The following is a 22,874-nucleotide window of genomic DNA, read 5'->3' on the forward strand; positions in this document are numbered from 1 at the left end:
AATTTTTGAGATGAATCGGGAAATAAAAAAATCTCCATGTCAAAATTATACATGGAGATTTTTTACATTAATATTTATAAATATTTAATTGTTGACCGGCTTCAAGTCTATCAGATCGAAGCTGATTCCATTGTTTAATGGATGTAACTTTAACATTATGAGCCTCTGCAATATGCATAAGAGAGTCACCATCAGCTACGGTAATTGTTTTTTTATCTTTGACTGGACTGTCATACTGTTGTAAATCATACTTTGCTATCACGGCATTAAGCTTTTCATTGTATTGTGAATCTGTTGCATAGGAGCCTGTTAAAAACTTCGTAGCATCTGTATAGGACTTTGCATTGCTTTTAAAAACTCCTGCATAGAAATTTTTGTTCCAGGAAACCCCATTACGCATTAATTTCACATAATCTTGTATGGAAGCTTCATAGGAAGGGTATTTACGAAATGCAGCCATCACCCTCGTCATATTACCTGAACCATCATCCTCAGATGTTTCCAATGTTACGGAGTTATTTTGGTAACTGCCTTTCATACCAAATAAATTGTTATTTGGTGCGGATCCAAGGCCACTTTGTCCATGCTCACTTTCTAACACCGCTTGCGCAATGATAACCGATGCATACAAGTCATTATCGGAACCTTGTTTCCGAGCAATTTCAGCAATAGAGCCAATAAACTCTTCTACACTAGGACTATTATCGACAACTACAGGCTCTTCAGTTTCATGAGTATTGAAAAATTGTGTCACCATAAAAAACGAAATACAGATAACAATAACAGTAATCAGAAGACCTTTGAAAAAATTCATGAAGTATTTCATTGTTCATTGATGTTGGTAGATTACCACATCTCCCTCCTTTCTTTTCAATAACGAGTTTCATATATTTCTCATTATACAGAGTCATAAATAGAAATAAAGACATGTATATTTTTTTATCTTCATTCAGCAAATTTTTTGTAAGCATAGAGTACATCATTCATAGAACGAAAAAAGCTTTCGTTTTGTTCCTCGATTACCAGCTATTTTTGAAATGAGAAGAAGTTTACAATAGTTCCATGAAAAAATAAAAAATGATATTATTAACCTTTCATAAGCTATTAATCTCGAAAGGAAGTCTTTATTGAATACTATTTTTAACGTTACTCAAAAACAATTATACGATATTAAATATCGCGCCGGTTAGACCAGTTTTTATTTGGGGAGCTCCAGGTATTGGAAAGTCAGCGATTGTAGAAAATTTTGCAGCAGAATTAGGCATGAATTGTGTTTCTTTATTAGGCAGTCAACTGGCGCCAGAAGATATTATTGGTGTGCCTCAAATAAAGGACGGTTACAGCGTATTTTGTCCACCAAAAATGATTGCACGCAATGAACCATATTGTTTATTTTTAGATGAATTAAATGCTTGTTCACAAGAGGTTCAAAAAGCCTTTTATAGTTTGATTCATGATCGAAGAATCGGAGAATTTATACTACCAGAGGGAACAATTGTGATTGGTGCAGGAAACCGGGCACAAGATAGTGCCATCGTAAAGCCAATGTCATCAGCTTTAATCAACCGTATGGTTCACGTACAGCTAAGAGCATCTCATAAAGATTGGCTTGAATGGGCGTATGAACATGAAATTCATCCGTATGTCATCGAATATATTCAGATGCGCCCCGACCATTTATGGAGTGAGCCTCCTAAAACCGAGGAGCCCTTTTCAACACCGAGATCATGGCATATGCTCAGCGATTGCTTATATGCATATGGTAAGAGCCTACAAGAAAAAGATATTGAAATACTAGCAAGTAGTTGCCTTTCTCCACATGTTGCAGGTCAGTTTAAAGCATTTATTAAACAAGTTCAAAGTAAATACGATTTAGCCAAAATAATGAATGGTGAGTTGCGTTGGCCAGACCAACCTGAAGAAAGAGATCTGTTATATTTTATGGCCCAATCTTTCCGGGCACAGCTTATAAAGGAACTTCCAAAAGAAAATACAATGCTGAAGGGCAATCAAAGAGAACTGGCATTCCGTTCTAAGGATCTCATTAAAGAATTATCCTCAATAAGTCTAGAAATAGCTCAAATGGTTGTCTCTGAGCAAAAAGGTGAGGTATTACCTGCATGGTTTATGCTTGAGGTTATAAGAGATTTACCACGTTTAGTAGCTAAAAAGGGTGATTAGCAAATGGCGAAAAAAAAGAGTAAATCGAATATTGAACATAAAAATGAAAAGAATATTGCTCGAGGAAAAGCGATCGTAAGCGAGCATCCTTTATTTGAAGCATTATTTGAAGCTGTTTATGTTCAGTACAAAGAAATGCCATTAAAAGATTGGGCGTATGTAACAAGCTCTGGCAATATATATATTAATAATGAGAAAAATGGCCAGCCAAATGAATGGGCTTATGTTATAGCTCATTGCTTATTGCATTTAGGTTTAAACCATAAGCAACCAAAAGAACATCAGGAACTTTGGAATATTGCCTGTGATTGTTACATTACAAAATTTCTTGCAGAATTAAAATTTGGGCAGGCACCACGAGAAATGAATGAACCTATTTTTGATTCTTTCGCCAATGAAGAGAAATTGTATGAAAGATTTATAAGAGATGGGGTTCCAGAACATTTAAGGAACTATAGTACATCACCAGGAGAAGCTGATTTTTTTATTTCTCAGGAAAAAAAAGAATACTACTTTTATAGAGGGAATAGCAATTTCTCTGTATTATTTGCGGAAGGATTATCCAGAGCAGTTCAAAGTGCCATTCGAGTAGCAGGAGGGGTAGACAGCTCTCTTTCTGGCTCGGCCATTAAAACACAAGCAGAGAAGGCTAAAGCTTGGTTTATGAGCTCATATCCACTTTTTGGTGCGCTTGCTTCTGATTTTAACATTATTGACGATCCACTTGTCTGTACAAGAATGGATATTTCTGTTGCTGCCATTTCGGTTGATACAAAGGAAATTTATATTAATTCCTCGGTACCTATGACGGATGAAGAAATGAGATTTTTAATAGCCCACGAACTTCTTCATGCGGGTTTAAGCCATGCTACTCGAAGACAAGGGCGTGATCCCTATTTGTGGAATGTTGCTTGTGATTATGTCATCAATGGCTGGCTTATCGAAATGAAAATTGGAGACATGCCAGAAATTGGAGGATTATATGATCCAGAGCTAAAAGGGTTATCCACAGAATCTATCTACGATCGAATTGTGACGGACATCAGGATGTATAGAAAATTACGCACCTTTAGAGGGCAAGGGGCAGTGGATCTCATTGAAACAAAAAAAACAGACTTTTGGCAAGGGAAAGTGGGAATTGACATTGATACCTTTTATAGAAGAGCCTTAAGTCAAGGATTAAGCTATCATATCTCTCAAGAACGAGGATATCTACCTCAAGGTTTAATTGAAGAAATTCGAAGTCTCTCCCAGCCGCCTATTGCATGGGATGTAGAGTTGGCGAAATGGTTTGATCGTATGTTTCAGCCTTTAGAAAAAATTAGGACCTACGCGCGTCCAAGTAGAAGACAAGCTTCAACACCTGATATTGCAAGGCCAAGATGGATTCAACAAAGTGGGGAAGAGGACGGGCGTACTTTTGCTGTAATCATTGATACTTCTGGTTCGATGGATCGTGTATTATTAGGAAAAGCACTAGGAACAATTGCGAGCTATAGCATTGCAAGAGATGTTCCGTTAGTACGAGTCATATTTTGCGATGCGATCGCCTATGATGCTGGATACTTGCCTCCTGAAGACCTTTTGACAAAAGTGAAAGTCAGAGGTAGAGGTGGAACCGTGTTACAGCCTGGAATACGGTTGATTGAAGAAGCACCTGATTTCCCGAAAAATGGCCCGATTCTTATCATTACGGATGGGGAATGTGATCGGTTATCTATTAAAAGAGAGCATGCATTTGTTATCCCTCAAGGTGCAAAACTTCCTTTTGTACCTAAAGGTGAGGTTTTTAGAATGAAATAAAATCTTAAATGAAAATCCATAATGATTTTAAAACAATCATTATGGATTTTTTTGAAAGAGGGGCTAGGTAGTTAATTGGCGGGAAGAGAGGCATACTGACGGGATAGACACCCCAGGAAAGCGCCCGGCCGGAACGGAAATCAACCACACATTATGGTGATGAGCCCTTTAGTTGGTGAATAATAATAAGTAAAATAATGTCTCTTTAAAAAAGGAGCTTATACAATGATAGCATTTGAAAATGTTACAAAAAAATATGTAAATGATCAAGTCGCAGTAAAAGCTATTAATTTAGAGATCCATAAGGGAGAATTTTTTGTTCTTATTGGACCTAGTGGTTGTGGAAAAACAACATTATTAAAGATGATTAATCGATTAATTCACTTAACAGAAGGAACCATCCGAATTAATGGTAAAAGAATTAGTGATTACAATATTCATGAATTGCGATGGAATATCGGCTATGTCCTTCAACAAATTGCACTTTTCCCCCATATGACGATTGAAGAAAATATAGCTGTTGTACCTGAATTGAAGAAATGGAGTAAACCGCAAATTCAGCAACGAGTTCGTGAATTATTGGATATGGTTGGACTCGAACCAGATAAATATAGTCAGCGTAAGCCAACAGAGCTTTCTGGTGGTGAGCAACAAAGGGTCGGTGTTATTCGTGCATTAGCAGCTGATCCCGAAATCATTTTAATGGATGAGCCTTTTAGTGCTTTAGATCCGATTAGCCGCACGAAATTACAAGATGATCTTCTTGAGCTTCAGCAAACGATACAAAAAACAATCGTCTTTGTTTCGCATGATATGCAAGAGGCCTTAAAACTTGGTGATCGCATATGTGTCATGAAGGATGGAGAGATTGTACAGATTGGTACCCCACATGAAATCATACAAAATCCTGTTAATGATTTTGTTCGAGAATTTGTTGGGATAAAAGAGTATGGGACTTTCCGTATCCAGACTGTAATTGAACCAATTGCTGATGAGGTTCATCCAAGAAATCGAGAGAACACCATTTCTTCCGATGATTCTTTGCATACCATTCTTCAAAAACTAGCTCAATATGAATGTTTAGGTGTGGAAGAAAACGGTGAAATCATTGGCATTATCACGAGAGCAACCATGCTTCGGTATTTAGCACAGGATTCCTTAGAAAGAGGTAATTTAAATGGCTAATTTTTTTGATGTGTTTAGCGAACGTAAAGGCCAACTATGGGCATCTTTATTAGAGCATATTCAAATTTCATTCATTGCATTGTTTCTTGCGGTAGTGATTGCTATCCCTCTAGGAATCTATTTAACGAATAAAAAGAAAATAGCAGAAAGTATTATCGGTATTAGTGCAGTTTTGCAAACGATTCCTTCATTAGCGTTATTAGGATTATTGATCCCGTTGTTTGGTATCGGAAAGGTTCCTGCAATTATAGCTTTAGTTGTTTATGCACTTCTTCCGATTTTACGTAATACATTTACTGGGATAAATGAAGTAGATCCTTCTTTAAAGGAGGCGGCGATGGCGATGGGGATGAATACTCGAAAGAGATTAGTGAAAGTAGAATTGCCTCTTGCTATGCCTGTTATCATGGCAGGGATTCGAACAGCTATGGTATTAATCGTCGGAACGGCAACTTTAGCGGCATTAATTGGAGCTGGGGGATTAGGGGATATCATTTTGCTTGGAATTGACCGAAATAATACCGCACTTATTATTTTAGGGGCTGTCCCTGCGGCGATTTTAGCATTAGTGTTCGATTTCTTACTAAAAAAACTAGAATCACTGTCGTTTAAAAAAACAATGACATCATTGAGCATTATTAGTGTAGTGGCATTAATAATGTTTTTCTTTCCGCTACTAAACTTCAAAGAGAAAGAAGAAATTGTCATTGCAGGTAAGCTTGGATCTGAGCCAGAGCTTCTTATTAATATGTATAAATTGCTTATTGAAAATGAAACAGACTTAAAGGTGCAATTAAAACCTGGACTTGGTAAAACTTCCTTTGTATTTAATGCCCTTAAATCTGGCAGTATCGATATCTATCCAGAATTTACTGGAACGGCAATTTCAGAGTTTTTAAAAGAGGAAGCCATCAACAATAATCAGGAAGATGTGTATCATCAGGCAGAAGAAGGCATGATGAATAAATTTGACATGGTGATGCTTAGTCCGATGAAATATAACAATACGTATGCATTGGCAGTATCAAAACAAATGGCTGATACTTATCATTTGCAAACAATTTCTGACATTAAGCCCATTCAAGAAATGATAAAAGCCGGTTTCACATTGGAATTTAATGATCGAGAAGATGGTTATTTGGGCATTCAAAAGCGTTATGGTATTACACTTTCTAACATAGCAACAATGGAGCCAAAGCTTAGATATCAAGCGATCGAATCAGGAAATATAGATTTATTAGATGCGTACTCGACGGATAGTGAAATACGTCAATATCATCTGCAAGTTTTAGCAGATGATCAGCAACTATTTCCACCTTATCAAGGAGCTCCTTTACTAAGGAAAGAGACGCTAGAGAAATATCCTGAGATTGAAACAGCTTTAAAGAAGCTGGCAAATCAAATAACAGATGATGAGATGCGCGAAATGAATTATCGAGTAAATGTAGAAGGCCAAAACATAGAAAAAGTGGCACGCGACTATTTAACAAAGGCAGGATTGTTGTAAGATGAAAATCATAGTACAAGTAGCTAGAAAAGAGATGCTTCCGCGGGCTTGACTTCAATATTCTCATCAATAGTATAAGAAGATAAACTGAGCCCCTTTTAGTATCAGGGCTTTCACGTGTGAGCAGTACGTTTTTCTAAGTTAAAGCGAGTGTAAGGTATTAGGCTCTCAACCTGGAAATAGTATAGAGGATGAAGAATAATTGAGACTCGAAAAGTAAATGCTAATCGGGTCTCGAAATTTTTTGACAATATAATTGACGATGTGAATTAAGAGTTATAAAATGAAAAAGACCGTCCAGACGGTTTTTTACTTTAAAAGGGGGCAATTTTATGTCATCAAAAGCAGATTTAAAACGTTCACTTATTATCCAAACGGCGATCGATTATTTAAAGGACAATGATTTAAGTACTTTAACTTTAGATAAAATTGCCAGTAAGGCGAACATTAGCAAAGGTGGATTATTGTATCATTTTAATACGAAGGATGCGCTTCAAACAGCAATCGCTGAAACGATTTTGAACGAGGTTGTACAATCCTATGAACATTTAGCAAGCCTTGAGCAAGGGACAGGGGGTTTGACGAGAGCATTTATCTTAGCGTCTCAAAAAGATCTTGCGAATGGGGCATCCTTAAATATTGCGATTCAAATTATGCAAAATGACCATTCAGCTATCTCAACAGTTTATGACTGTTTACTTGACGAATTGTTCCAAGATGGTTTGGAGGATTCCGTTGTTCATCTGATTCGGTTAACGATTGATGGACTGTATTATTCGAAACTATTAAATATTGCACCGATTTCGGCTAAGGCAGCAGACGGTGTCTTTGAACAATTAATGCACGTGACAAGGAAGGACTAACATACATGAGTGTTTTTGGTTTTTTATTCATTTCAATTATCTCAGAAGTTTTTGCAAGCTCGATGCTGAAACTTACAAATGGCTTTAAACGACTATTCCCTTCAATTGGTGTAGTGGTTGGATATGGAACGGCTTTTTATTTCTTTTCTCTAACATTACAATCTTTAGCAATTGGCACTGCTTACGCGATATGGGCAGGAATAGGAACGGCGCTAACGGCGATCATCGGTGTAGTCTTGTATAAGGAATTACTCAATCTAAAAAAAATGATGGGTATTCTCTTAATTATTGTCGGTGTGGTTATGCTTAACCTTGCTGGTAGCGGACATTAAGGGGGGGATTTGTAAAAATGAAGGGTTATTTATTTTTAGCGTTATCCATTGTCAGCGAGGTAATTGCAACAACGATGCTTAAGTTTTCAGAAGCATTTACAATTCTGGGACCATCCATAGCTGTCGCAGTAGGATATGGCATTTCGTTTTATTCATTGTCCCTATGCTTAAAAACGTTACCATTAAGTCTTGCATACGCCATTTGGTCTGGCGTAGGTACAGCATTAACAGTTATTGTCGGTATCGTTGTATGGGGAGATATTTTTAATCTTTACTCTGCGATCGGAATTACTATGATTATTGGTGGGGTTATTCTGCTAAATCAGGGAGACCATCATAATGCGACAACATAATATTAATAAAAAGAAAACGTCCCAAATAAAATGGACGTTTTCTTTTTTTGTAGAATCCTTGCTTCTTTTACGAAAAAAGTCGTCATATTCCTAAGTGCTACATATTATAGCGAGAAGGTGTTAAATATGTTTGGAATTGTTTCAATGTTTATGGATAGCTCATTAAGACTTAGGAGGGCTGGGGAAATGAATAATGAAAACAAAAAAAACCATTTTCTATGTGAAGCGCTCTACGACATAAAAGCACTCCAGGATGTGATAAAGGATTTTCATTCTAAATATTTTGGTCAGCTGCTTGTGAAAATAGTGGGAAGCGATACGATTCCCTTTTTTTTATTAACACACAACGGTACTCACTTAAGGCTTATGGATACTGTAAAGCAGTTTGAAACAGAGTTTTTTCGCATAGAGGCTATTGATAGAGAACGGTGTCGTGGAACTGTTTCGCTTTTGCGAGGCTATGATTATGAAGGGCATGATACGAATTTGATGGCTGAGGTTGTCCGATTAGAGCGAACATCCTCAGAAAAATCCATTGATTTAAGTGGTATTTCTGCGATTCAGTTATTAAAGCCTGACATGTTAAAAGGGAAATTTATCATTGAGCCCAAATGGTGATTAAATTTTTAACTATTAAAATAACATAAAAATTAGAGCATCTGTCTAGGTGCACGTTGTAGTCATTGAATTTATTAGAGAGAGAATCCTATGAAGGGAAGAGATTAATGGATGACAATTATAGGAATGTTGCATCATCGGCTAGATCCTAGAACTGTTCTTAAGTCATATGCATTTGCGGCCGTTGCACAAGCAGAAGGAGCTCAATTTTTTTACTTTACACCAAAAAGCGTTGACTTTGATAAACGTTCCATTAGAGGAAAGGTATATGAAAATGGTGATTGGCATGAAAAAATGATGCCCTTTCCGGATGTTATATACAATGCAGGAAGTCCAGAAAAATTATCTGTATCAAAGGACATTATTGAGAAATTGAAAAAGGAAATACCTTTTACAACTCATTCTATAGGTAATAAATGGAATGTTATGAAGCGACTTAAAGAAGCAAAGGAATTTGATAAGTATTTAATTCCATCTGAGGTTGTTGAAAATGTTGATTTACTGCATAAATTTATGGCTTTTTATAAAAAAGTCGTATTTAAACCGATAGATGGCCGGAAGGGAAAAGGGATTTATTTTATTTCAAAAGTAGGAAGAACTAACTTTGAGGTAAAGAAGGATAGGGAAACTACTTTCTGTACACAGTCACAGCTAGATGAGTTAATTAGAGGTCAACTTTCTACAGGCATCTTTATCGTGCAGCCCTATATTCAATCAAAAACAAAATCAGGTCAAATTTATGATTTTCGTCTACATGTTCAAAAAAACGGTGAGGGTGAATGGGTTATAACGACGGTTTATCCGCGAATTGCACCAAATGGCTCGATTATACCGAATATTAACAATGGTGGTTTTACGAATTATTTAGATCCTTTTTTAGAGCAGGAATTTAAAGAAGATGCTTATGATATTCGACGTATGTTAGAGCATTTTTCCTTGTCATTGGCTCGCCATTTAGATGAAATTCAGATGGCGCAATTTGGAGAAGTTATTGATGAAATTGGCATTGATGTAGGCTTAGATGAACAAAGAAAAATTTGGATGTATGAAGTGAACTGGCGACCAGGTTGTCCTCCTGCTTTTTATTTAGAATTAGATGTGGTCATCAATACTATAAGGTATGCAATGTACCTTGCTAAGAATCAGAAGCAAATTAAAAGGGAAATTAGGCAATATAGGAAAGATAGGGATTCGTCCGAAGAAAGGGATTTAGTAGAAGAAAAGGCTTTACCAGTAGAAAAAATTTTAGCAGAAGAAAAGGCTTCACCAGAAGTAAAAGCTCTACCAGAAGAAAAAATTTTAGCAAAAGAAAAGGCTTTACCCATCATTGCGATTACCGGCAGTGCTGGAAAAACGACATCAAAAGCATTCCTAGCCTCCATTTTATCGGTAAAATGGAACATCTTTGAGTCAAAAGATTATTGGAATACAACAGAGCATACGAAAAAACATAAAGAAGAAATTAATGCTTCACATGAGGCTGTTGTGCTTGAGTACGGGATGGCTTATCCAGGTATCATTACAAATCACTGTAGCATTATTCAACCAAATATTAGTATTATCACAAATATCGGTTTAGCTCATGTGGGCAACTTTGATGGAGATATTAAAGGAGTGGCCAAGGCAAAATCGGAATTAATACATGGCATGGACCAAAACGGTTTATTAATCCTGAATAAGGACGATGATAATTCTAAGTATTTAGAGACTCAGCAGTTTAAAGGAAAAATCTTAACAGTAGGTATTCATAGCACAGCGAACTATCAAGCTTATGATATTCAATATAAAGACATAGGTATGTCCTTTAAAATAAAGCTACATGGACAGGAAATTGCCATGTATATCCCAATTTTAGGAGAACATCATGTTTATAATGCGCTAAATGCAGTTGCGGTTGCAGATTATTTAGGGTTTAGTCCAGCAGATATTAAAGCAGGGCTAAATTTCAAAAAACCACCTAGACGATTAACGATTTATAACTGTCGTGATGATATTACGGTTATTGATGATACCGTTCACTCTCATCCGCAGGGCGTACGTGCTGCTATTGATGTTCTGACAAATATAGCGAAGAAACGTAAAATTGCTATTATTGGTCAAATGCGAGAATTAGGGGATTTGAGAGAAGAGGAATATCGTAAATTGGGCGAATACATTTACGAGCAAGACATAGATTTATTCATCACTTATGGTTTTAGAACGGAGGAAATGGGAGCAGCAGCGAAGGCAATAGGGATGGATCCTTCTAAAGTTTATCATTTCTTGAATAAGGATGAATTGCATGCACTCTTAGAGAAAGTGATACAACCTCACGACACTATTTTAGTAAAGGGTGCTAGTAAAACGAATATGTTTGATACGGTTAAATTTTTAGATCAAAAATTTCAAGAATAAATAAAAAAGCCCGAGTAATTGACCTTTTGAAGGAAACAATTATTCGGGATATTTTTTTGCTAAAGAGATCATCGTATGAGAGCATTTTCAAAATCTAAGATACTTTTAGAATGAACTTTATTTCTTTTGCGGCGTTAATGGCTTTATTTTTAGCTTCCGCTAATGTTGCGCCTTCCGCAATTACATATGCATAACGATGTCCCATCGATAAAGGGGGGGTCAACAATGTCCCTCTTTTCGGCTTCACATATACATCCACAACTCCTGGTGAATTCGTTGCTCTATTTCTTCCAATAACTTTTTCTAAAATCCCTTTACTTTCAACAATGACGTATTTTGTATAGACAAACTTTCGATGCTTTGGATTGATATCGGGGCGCTCACCTAAAAATAATTTAAGTGTTTCTTCCACTAAATTAAATCCAAAAGCGGCGTGAAGCATAGTATTCATTGCTCCCCCTGAGATTCGTGGGTTAATCTCAATAAGCTTCCAGCCATTCTTTGTTAAACGAAGCTCTAAATGCAGTGCACCATTTTCGATGTTAAACGCTGTAACAATAGATTGGAGAACTTCCTCAAGACCAGCTTGAATTTCTTTTGGAGCTTTAACGAGAACACCATAACCAGTAATGATAAAACGTTTACCTTGAGTAATTTCTTGTTCAATAATACCGATGATATTAGCTTGCCGTTTATAGACAAGTGCTTCTACTAAATATTGCGGACCTTCGATATATTCTTCAATCATTATGGTTTCACGAGGATTTTTGCTTCGCAGATGGCTCAGGTGTTTCTTCAGTTGGTCTGAGTCGTTTGCTAACAAAACATCTTTAGAGCCTGTTGATTTTGGAGATTTCACAATAAGTGGAAATGCCAAGTTATTAGAGAAGGACTCATTTGGCTTGAGAAGAAAAAATTTAGGAGAATAAGGTTGGTTCTTTAAAAAGTTTCTAGTTTTTTCTTTATCCTCCATCATTTCAATAGCTGTTGAAGACGTATAGTTGACACAAAATTCATCACATAAAATTGAGGCAATATGGACAAAAGGATCGACAAAACTAACAATAGATTTTATTTCTAACCCAGTTTTAGTTAAATTATAAATTTCTTCTTTCATGTCTTCTATATTCGAAGTATCAATAAGAATCATTTTATGAATATCTGGGTAGGCTTTTCTCTGCTGTAACTGCTTGTCGTTGTTTGTAAAAAGGACTGTAAAATAACCTAATTTTTCTGCTGCTATTGTTGCTTCACGACTTGACCCGGATTTGTTAGTGCCGATAAATATTATTGTTTTCAGGTATATCACTCCTTCTATTGTTCGTTAGATACTTTATCAACTATATATATATGCGAAGAAATAGATTTCCTCTAGTTATGTATCTCGCATACATCCAAGCAACTTTTAAGAAGCTACATATACTAGAGTGGAAAGGAGGGGAAAATAATATGAAGCCTCTTACGGTGCAGAATTTAACAGTCATTACTGCAGGCCATTTAGTGCAAGGGTCGGGGGAAGTGTTGATTCAACATGGCGCTTATCGACTGAAGCAAGTGAAAAAACCAAATACCGCCCTTTTTACAAATAAGCGTATTGTGAACTGGAAAGATTATGAGTCACTTTATCCTATAGTGGTTGTAACCGATAGATTATACAGTCAAAATGAATTACCTGAGCAAATAATTATCATTAAAGTAGAAGATACAGATGAGGCCTATTGGGAGTTCGTAAATTTTTATCGCAATCAATTTAATATCCCTGTTGTAGCCATTACTGGTACTTCTGGTAAATCGACGACGAAGGAAATGATCAAACATATACTTTCTGCAGAAAAAAATGTAGCATCCACGCCACTTAGTAGTAATTCTAGAACTGCTTCTTTGCAATATTTACTGAATATTGATGATCATACCGACGCAGCCGTTTATGAAACAGCTGTTGGTTCACCGGGGGACATCAAACTTGCGGGGCAATATTTCAAGCCGACTATTGGGATTATTACAAATATAGGAGCACATCATTTAAATTATTGTAAAACTTTAGAGGGGTATATCCAAGCAAAGGGTGAAATGTTGGACATTATTAGTCCTACAGGCTCCTTAATCCTGAATGCTGATGATAGCAACTCAAGTAAAATAGATTTATCAAAGTTTCAAGGACGCATTATTAAAGTAGGTAAGCATGAATCCTGTGATTTTCAAGCAAGAGATATTCGCTACCACAAAAATGGTATGCTGTTCAATGTTCATCACAAGAAGAAACTCTATGAAATCTATGTACCAGGTTTTGGCGAGCATCAAGTATATAATGCGCTCACTGCGATTGCAGCTATTTGTGAAATGGGTTTGCCGATTTCTTTAGCAGCTGAACAACTGCCATCATTCCGAAAATTGAATAAGCAGCTTCAGGTATTTAAAGGCATTAATAATTCCATATTACTAGATGATACATGGAATATTACGACTACTTCTTTGGAGGCAGGATTAAAAGTTTTGAAAGCGCTCGGAGAAGGCAAGAAAACGATTGCCGTTATTGGGACGATAACAGATTTAGGGTCTTGGGGATATATCATTCACGAACAAGCGGGAGAATTAATTAGTGAAATTGGGGTCGATGTACTTATTACGATAGGGGAACATGCAAGTATTATGGCGCTTCATGCCATTGAGGCAGGAATGAGTTCACCTGTGTATATTTTTAAAAATAGTACACGCGTCTATAAATTGTTAGAAGATATTGTAGATGAAAATACGGTTCTTTTCATTAAAGGAGATATGTATAGTAAAGAAGTTTCTAAGTTGGCAGATGATTTAAAAATAAAAAAATCATCTACTTCCGAATAGATTTCACCTAAATAAATGTTATTTTTCATCATTTACTAGAATGAGCATATTTATAGTCAATTGCTTGAAATGCATAAACTATGATATTCATTTATTCAGAAATATACTTTATAGAAAGGGGGCGTAGTTAACTTGCAACATATAAGTGTGAGCGATATAAGAAAATTATTACAAGGAGAATTATTAAGCGGTTCTGAACACTGGTCTGTTAAACATGCAATTTATTATAACCGACATGATCTGACTCAAAATCATACACTTATGTTTGTTAGTAAAAGTGATCAAATTAACTGGCAAGAAATAGATCGAAAGGGACCATCTCTAGTCATTTCTGATAAATCTTCAGAGGAATTGAAAAATGCGCTGAAGAATACGGCCGTTATACGCGTCAAAAGTATTTTGCATGCCTATTGGAAATTCATGGGGCATTACAGAAATCTATTTCAAATACCAGTCGTTGCTTTAACCGGAACATGTGGTAAAACGACAACGAAAGAAATGATTAAACACATAGCTAGTAAGGAATGGAATGTTCAAGCATCTGTCAGCAGTAAAAATGAGCCACGGCAATCCTTACCGTACTTGACTGGAATCGATCAGAATACAAAAGCAGCTATCTTTGAATTAGGATTGGGGAATATAGGGAATATTAAACACCAATGTATGATCTATCAGCCTACGATTGGTATTATTACGAATATTGGTGTCCATCATTTAGATGGATGCAATAATCTTGATGGTTATATCAAAGCAAAGGCAGAAATTGTAGAAGGAATAAGAAAAGATGGCACGTTAATCATTAATGGTGATGATGAAAACATTAAAAAAATCCCCCTAAATAAATTTAGAGGAAAGATTATTACCTTTGGCGTCAACGAAAAGGCAGATTATCAAGCTACGAATATACAATTCACAAAAGGCGGCATGAAATTTGTACTAAAAGTGTCAAATAACAAATACAATTTATTTGTTCCAGGATACGGAGAACACCAGGTATATAATGCATTAGCGGCTATAGCTGCCATAAAGGAAATGGGACTTTCCATGGCTGTCGCAATTTCGCAATTAAAAACGTTCAAAGCGATGGCAAGACACTTAGAATTTTCTACGGGCATAGGTGAATGTACTATCGTAGATGATACTTGGACAAATAACCCGACTTCTGTTGAAGCGGCACTAAAGGTTTTAGATACTATAGGAAAAGGGAAGAAAGTAATTCTTATTTTAGGTGATATTAAGAGGTTAGGAAATTTCGAAGAAAAATATCATCGAGAGATTGGCACAATGGTCGCGAAAAGAAATGTTGATACGCTTATTACTATTGGCAATAGAGCAGAAAATATTGCGAATCAAGCGTTGAAGGAAGGCACCAAGGCAGATGTTCATATGTTTAAAGATGTTACAGGCGTTTTAGATGTACTAAAGCATAAGCTCGATAATGAAACCATTGTACTTATTAAAGGTCCAATGTCTAGCAAATCTATGATAGAATTTGCGAATCAGTTAAAAAATAAAAAATAAGCTAGAAAAAGAAGTATTCTCAATAGAAGAATACTTCTTTTTCTTTGTATTTATATTATAAAACACGACGAGCTGTTACATAGTTTTGATTTGCCCATGTTGAAGTTAGGCTTTGTTTTACAACATTATTAGATGTCATACTAATAAACTGATTATTACCAAGATAGATGCCTGTTTGTGTAATATCTTTTCCTCCATTGTTAGTAGAGAAGAAGATCAGATCTCCTTTTTGTAACTGTGCTTTTTCCACTTTAGTCCCAACTAATGCTTGTCTACTTGCTAATTTATCTTTTAAATCAATCCCATGCTGTTTAAAAACATAGTAAGTAAATCCTGCGCTCGTAAACGTAAGTGAGCTTTCGTCATACGAATAACCAAACTTTGCTTTACTACTCAAATTTGAGGCAGTAGAGATGATTTTATCAGCAGAAGTAGAAGGCGTGCTAGGGGCTGGATTTGGAGCAGGAGCTGCAGTTGAGTTATCTGACGTAACACGTTTTGCAGTAATATAATGCTCTTTATAATAGTCAACGAACAGTACTCTTGTCGTAATACCACTTGAACTTGGAATCATTATTCGTTGGTCCCCAGCATAAATGGCTACAAGTGAAGGTGTTTGAGAGCCAGCGACACTATTAAAGAAAATTAAATCACCTTTCTTTAAATTAGCACGTGAAACCGTCGATCCCAGATTCATTTGTTCCTTTAAGGTTGTAGTACCAAGGTTTACGCCACTCTTACGATAAACATATTCTACAAACCCAGGCCCGGTAAAACGTAGACTCTGCTCACTAATTGTTGTACCCATAGTTACTTTATCTTTATAGTTATAAGCGTTTTCAACGATTTTATCGCCCTTTGTTGCAGGATTAGCTGAGAGTAATGTAGGTAAAACTCTGCGGGCACCTACATAATTATCTGTATAATATGGCTTACTATTTAAATCAGAAATAACAATATTCTGTTGGGAATCAGCCATGTGAATCATTTTATTGTCCCCGATATACATACCAACGTGGTCAGGGTCTGTCCCAGTTTTTTTACTCTTAAAGAATAGTAAATCACCTTTTTGTAATTGATTTCTATTAACAGCTGTTCCTTGCTGTATCATATAATCTTCATTATAAGTTGCAAGGTCAACACCATTTTTCTCGAAAATGTACATAATAAATGATGCGCAAGAGAATTTATAAGGATATGTAGCCTTGTATTCTGTATTACTATATGTCGCCTTACCAATTAAGCTTTTTCCAGCTTGAATTAGTTGATCCGCTTTCGTATTAACTGCTTGTGAGTTATTCAGGGCATTTGTTGTTGCAGCCTCTACTTCTATAGGTTGAACAGTTGGTTGTACCATCCCCACTGTGCTAAAACCTATCGTCAATGCTAATGTTGTTGATAAAAATCGTTTATTCATGTTGTTATTTCCTCCTGAAGCTATTGTTAGGATTAATCCTGATTTGGTTTGTCACTGGAATTAATCGTAGCATGAAAAAGTAGGGCTTCTTTGAGGTAATTGTTACCACGGTGGATGGGAAATTGCTGTAAACACCTGATATAAAAGGCTTCATCGCCTTAATTTACAGTTGTATTACAAATGTTTCAGTTGGCTGAAGTGTTTTTTAGTATCGAAAGAAGGAGGATGTCGATAAAATTCAGAAGTTGGGTGATAAAACGTGAAAGTTAGTCGATAAAATTCAAAAGTTGGGCGATAAAATGTAAAAGTACCCCGGCAAAATTAAAAAGTTGGAAGACATGCCAGTTGAATAGAAAATAATTTCTATTCAACTGTTTTCTTTTAGAATTCTTGAATCATCTCCACTCTATTACCGAATGGATCTCTAAATTCAAAGCGTTCAAAATGAGGAATAGGAACTGAGTCGAAAATTTCTATATGATGTTCGGCTAGTACCTTCTTCCAATGTTCGATATTTTCAACTTGATAGGCAATATGAGCCTTCGTCGTTAATCTATCAAAGCCATCCTCTGTACCTACATGTACCGCTCTATTGCCGACCTGTAACCAAAATCCACCTCGTCCTTTCAGCGAATCAGGCTTTTCAATTTCTTTTAGTCCTAATACTTGACAGTAAAAATGTCTTCCTTTTTCTTCCTCACCTTTTGGTATTGTTATTTGAACGTGATGTAAGCCTATAATCATTTTTTCTCCTCCTTTAATTCTAATCATTACTTACTTCTAGGATAATAATGTAAAATCCTTTAATTTGATGAATGAATAGTATTCTTTTTCACGAATGAAGCATTTGTAAAACCAGTAATGAGAATTAGGGAGTAAGCCCATAATAGCCATGAGGCGAAATATCGATCTAAGTCAGCCGATAAATTCGGGAAAATATTGTCGAAAACTAACAATACGACTGCATCGATGAGCATTCCAGGTAATACGATACAAATAGCAGCCAGTAACCGTTCTGTACCTTTTGTCTTTTTCAAAGAATAAATAGGTATTGTCGCTATCCAAACGATTGGAATAGCTAAAATGTAAGTAGCTATCATGAGGAAAGGTTCTTCAAGGGTAAAAAAGTAGTGCCCTACAAATCGAAATACGGCACTTGCTACAAGCCAAATCCCAAAACCCCAGCATAAAAAGAATCGCATAGTTTTCCTCCTCTAATTATTTTCTAGACGATGCAATGTCTGAAGGATTTTTTCTAATTGCTGATAGAAGACATCTACATCGAAATCGTCCCTCATCATCACTTGTAAGGCTAAGCCATCAATAAGGGCGTTGAAAAAAATGCTCCAAGTTTCCATCGACACGCCATCAATTGGTGATGTATCCCATAATTTATTTAAAATGTTACATAAATGTTCATTTTCAGCCGCTAAAATTTGTCCAATTTGCTGTCTAATAGTTGGGTTCGTAAAGCCGAAAACGATTAAGGTGAAAAATAATTTATGATAAAACGCATCATTTTCATATCGACTTTTTGCAGAGAAAAGTGCAGATTGAATCATTTCTCGATCAGTCATCAGAATCTCATTCCAGGAATTTTCACAGATGTCTTGGACAATTTCTAGAATGATTTGCTCTTTTGATTTGAAATGATAATAAATAGTTCCTTGTGTCACCCCAGCTTGCTCAGCAACAGCCTTTAAGGTGAATTTCTCAATCCCTTTTTCTACTAAACTTTGCTTGGCAGCCATTAATAAATCTGACTTTTCAATACCAGTAGGTTTTGCCATTTGTTTACACCTCCTTTGTTATTAGTTAGTTGGATAACTAACTATAAAATAACAGAATATCCCACTATTTACAAGTTTTTTTGGTAGCGGGGCTGCTAGTCTTCGATGATTCCATATGTTCGGAATAATAGCAGTATGAAGAATCAAACAAATCTGAAAATAAATCTACTTTTCAGAAAAATATATGTTATAGTAAAACATAATTAAATATTGTGTAAGAGTTGGTGCCGAATGAAAGTTTGGCTTAAAAGGGAAGTCGGTGTAAATCCGACGCTGTCCCGCAACTGTAAATCGGAGCAAATCACAATTGCCACTGGGAAACTGGGAAGGCTGTGAGGCGTGTTGATGAGAAGCCAGGAGACCTGCCAATATCTAGTACACACCAAATACCTACGTGGAAATAGGTGGTGAGATGTGACCATATCGGCCCTGTGCGACAATAAATCATGCGATATTTTGAAAGAATTTCGTATTGTTTCTTGATAGCTAATTTTGATATGCAATGACAGCCATTTTCCAAAAAAAAGGAGGGTGGCTTTTTTTTTATTTTGATTGATAGGAGAGATAAACATGACGTATACAAGTACTACAGTTGGTTATCCGTATATCGGAGAAGATCGTGAATGGAAAAAGGCTTTAGAGGCATTTTGGAAAAAGGAGCTTTCAGAGGATGAATTTTTACAGCATTTAAAGGATATTCGCCTAGCTCGAATAAACAAGCAGATTCGTCTCGGCATAGACATGATAACTGTCGGAGATTTCACACTCTATGACAGAATGTTGGATACGGCAATGATGTTTGGCTTAGTTCCAAAGCGCTTTGATTGGCAGGGAGACAAAGTTGATTTACAAACTTACTATGGGGTAGCTCGTGGTAGTAAAAAAGCCGTGGCTAGTGAAATGACAAAATGGTTTAATACAAACTATCATTATATTGTGCCAGAATATGAGGGACAACCTTTGCAATTAACAGAAAATAAAATATTGGCAGACTTTTTAGAGGCTAAGGAAGCGTTTGGTATTACAGCAAAACCTACATTGATTGGCCCATATACATTTTGTAAATTAACAAAAGGCTATGACAAACTATCGCAGATTACATTTATTTTAGCATTACTACCACTTTATACGCAGGTCTTAAAGGAGTTAGTGGATGCTGGTGTAGAGTGGATTCAATTAGAGGAGCCTGCTCTTGCCACAACACTAGATGAAGCGGAGGTTAAACTTGTTCAAGAAATTTATAGACAATTAGTTGCATCAGTACCCGAGGTTAACATTATGCTACAAACATATTTTGAGTCATTATCGGCATACGAGTCAATTGTGACACTTCCGGTTCAAGGAATTGGGTTAGACTTTGTGCATGGCTATGGCGAAAATATGGAGGCATTACGTCAATTTGGCTTCCCACAAGATAAAGTATTAGCGGCCGGTATTATAAATGGACGAGATATTTGGCGCTCCAATCTAGCAGAGGCTAGCTCAACTATTAAAGCTATTGAACAGCTAAGTGGTGCTAAAGAAATATGGATTCAATCTTCGTGTAACTTACAGCATGTTCCAATTACAACTACTCTCGAAACAAAGCTCGATCCAGTTCTAAAAAATGCCCTTTCTTTTGCAGATGAAAAATTAGTTGAAATCAATGAAATAACAAAATACTTACAAGGCACAGGAAGCCCCTCAAATCAAAAAACATCTGAAAGTATGAAGGCGATTGAAGCGTTGAAAAATCACCCGGCTCGTCAAAATAGAAGTATTCAACAAGCCATTAAAGCAGTGTCAGCACAAGATTTTGAACGCCAGAGTGAATTTAAAACACGTCAAAAGGTTCAACAACAAGCCTTGCAATTACCGCTGTTCCCAACTACAACAATTGGGAGCTTTCCGCAATCAGACGAAGTCAAACGTACACGAAGTGCATGGCGAAAGAAACAACTATCTGATGAGGATTATGCAGCGTTTGTCGAACAAGAGACAAAACGTTGGATCACTATTCAAGAGGAATTAGATATCGACGTTTTGGTACACGGTGAATTTGAGCGCACAGATATGGTTGAATATTTCGGGGAAAAACTTACTGGTTTTGCATTTACGGAGAAAGCATGGGTTGTATCATATGGCTCTCGCTGTGTGAAGCCACCAATTATTTATGGTGACGTTGCATGGGAAGCACCGATGACAGTTAAAGAAACAGCCTATGCCCAAAGCCAAACGAATCGTTATGTAAAGGGAATGCTCACAGGTCCTGTGACAATTTTAAATTGGTCCTTTGTCCGGGATGATATTTCACGGGAGGATGTATCCTATCAAATTGCTTTGGCACTTCGAAAAGAGGTAGAAGCACTAGAAGCTGCGGGTATTTCTATTATTCAGGTTGATGAACCAGCATTACGAGAGGGCTTGCCACTGTGTGAAGAAAATTGGGGAGCTTACTTAGAGTGGACGGTGAATGCTTTTAAACTTGCTACATCTAGTGTGAAGGATCAAACACAAATTCATACACATATGTGCTATTGTGAGTTTAATGATTTTATCGAGCCAATTAGTGCATTGGATGCTGATGTTATTTCAATTGAAACGTCACGTAGCCATGGCGAGCTGATTTCTTCTCTGCAAGTCAATCCGTATGAAAAAGGAATTGGGCTAGGCGTTTATGATATTCATAGTCCACGTGTACCGAGCGAAGAAGAGATGCTGAGTATTATGCAGGATAGCTTACAGGTTTTATCAAAAAATCAATTTTGGGTGAATCCTGACTGTGGTTTAAAAACAAGGAAGGAAACAGAAACAGTTGCAGCACTGGCACATATGGTAGCTGCGGCAAAAACTCTCCGTCAACAAGTCCAACAGTCCATACATTAAATAGAAACTTGACTTCTTTTTAAGAGGTCAGGTTTTTCTTTTTATTCGACAGAAATTTTTATAGAAAAAGTGAAGTGACAGCTACTGAAAAAATTTAAGCGAAGGTAGCGTGGTCCAAGCGATGGATAGACTAGTCAAACAGATGCTTAGATGGTGAAGTACTCGATTATACAAGATACTATGGTATAATAATATAAACGGAATAATAAGATAGAGGTACAAATCGGAATTCCGATTTGTTTAAAAGGGAAGATCGGTGTAAATCCGGCGCTGTCCCGCAACTGTAAATGTGAGCACGTTTCAAAAGACCACTGTTACGCATTGTAATGGGAAGGTGAAAAGTGTGATGAACATAAGCCAGGAGACCTGCCTTTATCTAGTACAACCAAAAAACCTACGAGGATAGGGGGTGTTGAGTGTGACTAGAGAAATTCTCCTGCATGCTCATAGTACGATGATTGCTAAGAAGGTAGCTTCTATTACCAATAGAAAGCTTTTTTCACCGTGTCAATCACCGTATTATGTCGTGTATTTGTCATAGTAGGCATCTTCCTGATGAAGGAAAGATGTTTTTTTATGCTAAAATTGAAGGAGTGTTACACATGAATCCACAAGTAATCGAGTATTATGAAAGTCTATTAAAATTTGAAGTCATGGAAACGCAATATACAAGTACTTCTCAAACATTAAAGGACACAGTTGAACAGTATGTAGAACAAGATGCTGTCCATGAAAATGATATTTTAACAGCTTATACGAATGTAATGAAAGAGTTAGTTGGATAAAGTGAAACTTTAATCAGTGGGACGTATTATCCCCACTGATTATTAGTCTTCACCAATCGGGCTTTTACGGGCAGTTAATCCCGCACCAAACTTCTTTGCATTGCTAATTTAAGATTTGGTATTTTTTACCTGAAGTCGCGCTTTCGGAATAGATAAATTACTGCCCGTTAAAGCGGGATAAAGTGAAACTTTAATCAGTGGGACGTATTATCCCCACTGATTATTAGTCTTCACCAATCGGGCTTTTACGGGCAGTTAATCCCGCACCAAACATCTTCTCTTTGCTAATTTAAGGTTTTAAATCTTTTACCTGAAGCCACGCTTTCGGAATAGATAAATTACTGCCCGTTAAAGCGGGATAAAGTGAAACTTTAATCAGTGGGACGTATTATCCCCACTGATTATTAGTCTTCACC

At 36.5% G+C, this 22,874-nt stretch carries 19 protein-coding genes and 2 riboswitches; of the genes, 13 read left to right on the plus strand and 6 right to left on the minus strand.

The features are described 5' to 3' along the window. Positions 1–67: 67 nt before the first annotated feature. Positions 68–814: a glucosaminidase domain-containing protein gene (locus ACIQ7T_RS05765; protein ID WP_402869103.1), complete on the minus strand. Its 747-nt coding sequence runs from the start codon at positions 812–814 to the stop codon at positions 68–70. Between the two features lie 362 nt (positions 815–1,176). Here ACIQ7T_RS05765 and ACIQ7T_RS05770 point away from each other — a divergent pair, with 362 nt between their 5' ends. The 9 genes from ACIQ7T_RS05770 (at position 1,177) to ACIQ7T_RS05810 (ending at position 11,236) form a co-directional block, all read left to right on the plus strand. Next, positions 1,177–2,181: an AAA family ATPase gene (locus ACIQ7T_RS05770; protein ID WP_402869231.1), complete on the plus strand. Its 1,005-nt coding sequence runs from the start codon at positions 1,177–1,179 to the stop codon at positions 2,179–2,181. Positions 2,182–2,184: 3 nt separating this feature from the next. Beyond that, positions 2,185–3,984, plus strand: a complete 1,800-nt coding sequence (locus tag ACIQ7T_RS05775) for a DUF2201 family putative metallopeptidase (protein WP_402869104.1) — start codon at positions 2,185–2,187, stop codon at positions 3,982–3,984. A 225-nt stretch (positions 3,985–4,209) separates the two neighbouring features. Next, positions 4,210–5,169: an ABC transporter ATP-binding protein gene (locus ACIQ7T_RS05780; RefSeq protein WP_402869106.1), complete on the plus strand. Its 960-nt coding sequence runs from the start codon at positions 4,210–4,212 to the stop codon at positions 5,167–5,169. Beyond that, entirely contained in the window at positions 5,162–6,676 is a 1,515-nt protein-coding gene (locus ACIQ7T_RS05785; RefSeq protein WP_370077609.1) for an ABC transporter permease/substrate-binding protein, read from the plus strand. Before ACIQ7T_RS05780 ends, ACIQ7T_RS05785 begins: the two co-directional genes overlap by 8 nt. 332 nt (positions 6,677–7,008) lie before the next feature. After that, the gene (locus ACIQ7T_RS05790) at positions 7,009–7,539 is read left to right on the plus strand and encodes a TetR/AcrR family transcriptional regulator (protein WP_370077611.1); all 531 of its coding nucleotides are present in this window, start codon (positions 7,009–7,011) and stop codon (positions 7,537–7,539) included. Positions 7,540–7,544: 5 nt separating this feature from the next. Beyond that, positions 7,545–7,871, plus strand: a complete 327-nt coding sequence (locus tag ACIQ7T_RS05795; RefSeq protein ID WP_370077613.1) for a DMT family transporter — start codon at positions 7,545–7,547, stop codon at positions 7,869–7,871. 17 nt (positions 7,872–7,888) lie between these two features. Then, on the plus strand, positions 7,889–8,224 hold the full coding sequence (locus ACIQ7T_RS05800; RefSeq protein WP_370077615.1) for a DMT family transporter: 336 nt from the start codon (positions 7,889–7,891) through the stop codon (positions 8,222–8,224). A gap of 186 nt (positions 8,225–8,410) precedes the next feature. Continuing rightward, complete coding sequence (locus ACIQ7T_RS05805; RefSeq protein WP_370077617.1) at positions 8,411–8,842, plus strand: hypothetical protein; 432 nt, start codon at positions 8,411–8,413, stop codon at positions 8,840–8,842. 111 nt (positions 8,843–8,953) lie between these two features. Beyond that, positions 8,954–11,236 carry a YheC/YheD family protein gene (locus ACIQ7T_RS05810; protein ID WP_370077619.1) on the plus strand — a complete coding sequence of 761 codons (2,283 nt, stop codon included), beginning with the start codon at positions 8,954–8,956 and terminating at the stop codon, positions 11,234–11,236. A gap of 94 nt (positions 11,237–11,330) precedes the next feature. Here the strand turns inward: ACIQ7T_RS05810 and ACIQ7T_RS05815 are convergent, their stop codons facing one another. Then, positions 11,331–12,536 (minus strand): ATP-grasp domain-containing protein, encoded by a 1,206-nt coding sequence (locus ACIQ7T_RS05815; protein ID WP_370077686.1) that lies wholly within the window; start codon positions 12,534–12,536, stop codon positions 11,331–11,333. A gap of 149 nt (positions 12,537–12,685) precedes the next feature. Here ACIQ7T_RS05815 and ACIQ7T_RS05820 point away from each other — a divergent pair, with 149 nt between their 5' ends. Together ACIQ7T_RS05820 and ACIQ7T_RS05825 are read left to right on the plus strand one after the other, a co-directional pair. After that, on the plus strand, positions 12,686–14,080 hold the full coding sequence (locus tag ACIQ7T_RS05820) for a UDP-N-acetylmuramoyl-tripeptide--D-alanyl-D-alanine ligase (protein ID WP_370077621.1): 1,395 nt from the start codon (positions 12,686–12,688) through the stop codon (positions 14,078–14,080). 132 nt (positions 14,081–14,212) lie between these two features. After that, positions 14,213–15,601, plus strand: a complete 1,389-nt coding sequence (locus tag ACIQ7T_RS05825; RefSeq protein ID WP_402869110.1) for a UDP-N-acetylmuramoyl-tripeptide--D-alanyl-D-alanine ligase — start codon at positions 14,213–14,215, stop codon at positions 15,599–15,601. A 55-nt stretch (positions 15,602–15,656) separates the two neighbouring features. On the opposite strand, the gene ACIQ7T_RS05830 is transcribed toward ACIQ7T_RS05825, so the two are convergent. From ACIQ7T_RS05830 to ACIQ7T_RS05845, 4 genes are all read right to left on the minus strand, one after another. Continuing rightward, positions 15,657–17,018: a C40 family peptidase gene (locus tag ACIQ7T_RS05830; protein WP_370077625.1), complete on the minus strand. Its 1,362-nt coding sequence runs from the start codon at positions 17,016–17,018 to the stop codon at positions 15,657–15,659. Positions 17,019–17,399: 381 nt separating this feature from the next. Next, positions 17,400–17,762, minus strand: coding sequence for a VOC family protein (locus ACIQ7T_RS05835; protein WP_370077627.1), 363 nt, complete (start codon positions 17,760–17,762; stop codon positions 17,400–17,402). A 59-nt stretch (positions 17,763–17,821) separates the two neighbouring features. After that, entirely contained in the window at positions 17,822–18,220 is a 399-nt protein-coding gene (locus tag ACIQ7T_RS05840) for a DUF5367 domain-containing protein (protein WP_370077629.1), read from the minus strand. A 12-nt stretch (positions 18,221–18,232) separates the two neighbouring features. Beyond that, complete coding sequence (locus tag ACIQ7T_RS05845; RefSeq protein WP_402869113.1) at positions 18,233–18,808, minus strand: TetR/AcrR family transcriptional regulator; 576 nt, start codon at positions 18,806–18,808, stop codon at positions 18,233–18,235. Positions 18,809–19,013: 205 nt separating this feature from the next. Beyond that, positions 19,014–19,192: riboswitch (cobalamin riboswitch) on the plus strand. 186 nt (positions 19,193–19,378) lie between these two features. Between ACIQ7T_RS05845 and metE the strand changes: the two genes are divergently transcribed. Beyond that, positions 19,379–21,673, plus strand: coding sequence for a 5-methyltetrahydropteroyltriglutamate--homocysteine S-methyltransferase (metE, locus tag ACIQ7T_RS05850; protein ID WP_402869115.1), 2,295 nt, complete (start codon positions 19,379–19,381; stop codon positions 21,671–21,673). A gap of 197 nt (positions 21,674–21,870) precedes the next feature. Further along, a riboswitch (cobalamin riboswitch) is annotated at positions 21,871–22,061 on the plus strand. Positions 22,062–22,275: 214 nt separating this feature from the next. Beyond that, on the plus strand, positions 22,276–22,458 hold the full coding sequence (locus ACIQ7T_RS05855) for a hypothetical protein (protein ID WP_370077635.1): 183 nt from the start codon (positions 22,276–22,278) through the stop codon (positions 22,456–22,458). Positions 22,459–22,874: the final 416 nt, after the last annotated feature.

Origin of the sequence: Lysinibacillus sp. NPDC096212 (assembly GCF_044763105.1) — a bacterium.
GTDB lineage: Bacteria > Bacillota > Bacilli > Bacillales_A > Planococcaceae > Lysinibacillus.

Bases quoted from the DNA above. Each gene is read 5' to 3' on its own strand.
- ACIQ7T_RS05845 (WP_402869113.1), bottom strand. From the start codon at position 18,808: ATGGCAAAACCTACTGGTATTGAAAAGTCAGATTTATTAATGGCTGCC.
- ACIQ7T_RS05830 (WP_370077625.1), bottom strand. From the start codon at position 17,018: ATGAATAAACGATTTTTATCAACAACATTAGCATTGACGATAGGTTTT.
- ACIQ7T_RS05785 (WP_370077609.1), top strand. From the start codon at position 5,162: ATGGCTAATTTTTTTGATGTGTTTAGCGAACGTAAAGGCCAACTATGG.
- ACIQ7T_RS05805 (WP_370077617.1), top strand. From the start codon at position 8,411: ATGAATAATGAAAACAAAAAAAACCATTTTCTATGTGAAGCGCTCTAC.
- ACIQ7T_RS05800 (WP_370077615.1), top strand. From the start codon at position 7,889: ATGAAGGGTTATTTATTTTTAGCGTTATCCATTGTCAGCGAGGTAATT.
- ACIQ7T_RS05775 (WP_402869104.1), top strand. From the start codon at position 2,185: ATGGCGAAAAAAAAGAGTAAATCGAATATTGAACATAAAAATGAAAAG.
- ACIQ7T_RS05835 (WP_370077627.1), bottom strand. From the start codon at position 17,762: ATGATTATAGGCTTACATCACGTTCAAATAACAATACCAAAAGGTGAG.
- metE (WP_402869115.1), top strand. From the start codon at position 19,379: ATGACGTATACAAGTACTACAGTTGGTTATCCGTATATCGGAGAAGAT.
- ACIQ7T_RS05790 (WP_370077611.1), top strand. From the start codon at position 7,009: ATGTCATCAAAAGCAGATTTAAAACGTTCACTTATTATCCAAACGGCG.
- ACIQ7T_RS05765 (WP_402869103.1), bottom strand. From the start codon at position 814: ATGAATTTTTTCAAAGGTCTTCTGATTACTGTTATTGTTATCTGTATT.
- ACIQ7T_RS05820 (WP_370077621.1), top strand. From the start codon at position 12,686: ATGAAGCCTCTTACGGTGCAGAATTTAACAGTCATTACTGCAGGCCAT.
- ACIQ7T_RS05780 (WP_402869106.1), top strand. From the start codon at position 4,210: ATGATAGCATTTGAAAATGTTACAAAAAAATATGTAAATGATCAAGTC.
- ACIQ7T_RS05810 (WP_370077619.1), top strand. From the start codon at position 8,954: ATGACAATTATAGGAATGTTGCATCATCGGCTAGATCCTAGAACTGTT.
- ACIQ7T_RS05795 (WP_370077613.1), top strand. From the start codon at position 7,545: ATGAGTGTTTTTGGTTTTTTATTCATTTCAATTATCTCAGAAGTTTTT.
- ACIQ7T_RS05855 (WP_370077635.1), top strand. From the start codon at position 22,276: ATGAATCCACAAGTAATCGAGTATTATGAAAGTCTATTAAAATTTGAA.
- ACIQ7T_RS05840 (WP_370077629.1), bottom strand. From the start codon at position 18,220: ATGCGATTCTTTTTATGCTGGGGTTTTGGGATTTGGCTTGTAGCAAGT.